The 1373-nt window shown below is 74.0% G+C and carries 2 protein-coding genes; one reads left to right on the top strand and one right to left on the bottom strand.

Translation table 11 applies throughout. The annotated features are described in order from the left end of the window. Nucleotides 1–773: MFS transporter (locus tag AC1D01_RS34785; RefSeq protein WP_477874089.1), on the top strand; the 773-nt coding region annotated here is incomplete at its 5' end. On the opposite strand, the gene AC1D01_RS34780 is transcribed toward AC1D01_RS34785, so the two are convergent. Next, nucleotides 747–1373, bottom strand: a 627-nt coding sequence (locus AC1D01_RS34780; protein ID WP_477874087.1) for a glycerophosphodiester phosphodiesterase family protein, incomplete at its 5' end; no start/stop codon positions are given. The two genes, AC1D01_RS34785 and AC1D01_RS34780, sit on opposite strands and share 27 nt — an antisense overlap.

Genomic DNA, 1373 nt, shown 5'->3' with positions numbered 1-1373 from the left:
CCGCCATCCTGCGCGGCATCCGCATCGTCGAGATCCGCCGCCCGCGGGCCGATGCGCACTTCTGGCGCGACCTGCAGGCCGGCGTGCGCTTCGTGCGCAGCCAGCGCCTGCTGATCGCGCTGGCGACCGCGGTGGGCCTGTGGCAGATGTGCCACCACGCGGCGCTGGTGGTGCAGATCCTGTTCGCGACCCGCACGCTGGGCCTGGGCGAGCAGGCGATCGGCCTCAGCTACATGGGCATGGGCGGCGGCACCATCCTCGCGAGCGTCTACGGCAACCGCATCAGCCGGCGCTACGGGCCGGGGCCGTGCCTGGTGCTGGGCTTCGTGATCTGCGGCGTCGGCTGGCTGGTGCTGGCGGCGGCGCCGGCCAACTCCTGGGGCGTGGCGGCGTTCGCGGCGATGCTGCTGTGCTTCTCGGCCGGCGCGGTGCTGATCTTCATCAACTTCCTCGGGCTGCGGCAGGCGGTGACGCCGGAGCCGCTGCTCGGCCGCATGACGGCGACGATGCGCTGGCTGATCCTGATCCCGGCCGGGCCGGGTGCGTTGCTCGGCGGCTGGCTGGGCGAGCAGGTGGGCTTGCGCGCCTCGCTGGTGTTCGCCGGCACCGCTGCGCTGCTGGTGGCGGCGGTGGCGGGGCGCCACCCGGTGATCCGCAACGTGCGCGAGCTGCCGAAGCTGGAGAACGTCGAGGACTGGATGGGGGCCGAGGCCGACGTGCGGCCCGGGCCCTCCATCGTGGACGATTCAGTCGTGGATGGCGACGCCCGGTGAAAAGCGGCTGACGGCGTCGGTGATGATGCCGTCGATGCCGAGCGCCATCAGCCGGCGCGCCTCGGCCGGGTCGTTCACGGTGTAGACCAGCGCGCGCAGGCCGGCGCCGTGCACGCGGGCCAGCACCGCGGCGTCGATCAGCCCGTAGTGCGTGACCACGGCGGCGCAGCCGAGCGATTGCGCTTCTTCCAGCCAGCCGCTGCGCAGGCTGTCCAGCAGCAGCGCGCGCGGCACGGCCGGCGCGCTGTCGCGGGCGGCGGCCAGCGCATCGGGCTTGAACGAGCTGAGCAGCGGCTGCAGCGCCTCGCCGGCCCACAGCCGGGCCGCTTCGCGCGCGACGACGCGGCCGGTCTCGGCCTCATCGCCCGGCGTCGGCTTGATCTCGATGTTCAGCGCGAAGCCGTTGCGCAGGCAGTAGCGGGCGATCGCCTCGAAGCTCGGGATCGGCTCGCCGGCGAAGCCGCGGCTGTGCCAGCCGCCGGCGTCCAGCCGCGACAGCTCGGCCCAGCTGCGGTCCGAGGCGCGGCCGTGCTCGGGCGTGGTGCGCTGCAGCGTCGCGTCGTGCAGCAGGAAGGGCACGCCGTCGGCGCTCAGCTTGAC

It is taken from the genome of Rhizobacter sp. P3_B12, assembly GCF_056402895.1.
Note: the sequence above shows the minus strand (reverse complement) of the source record. Positions and strands in the feature narration are given on the sequence as shown.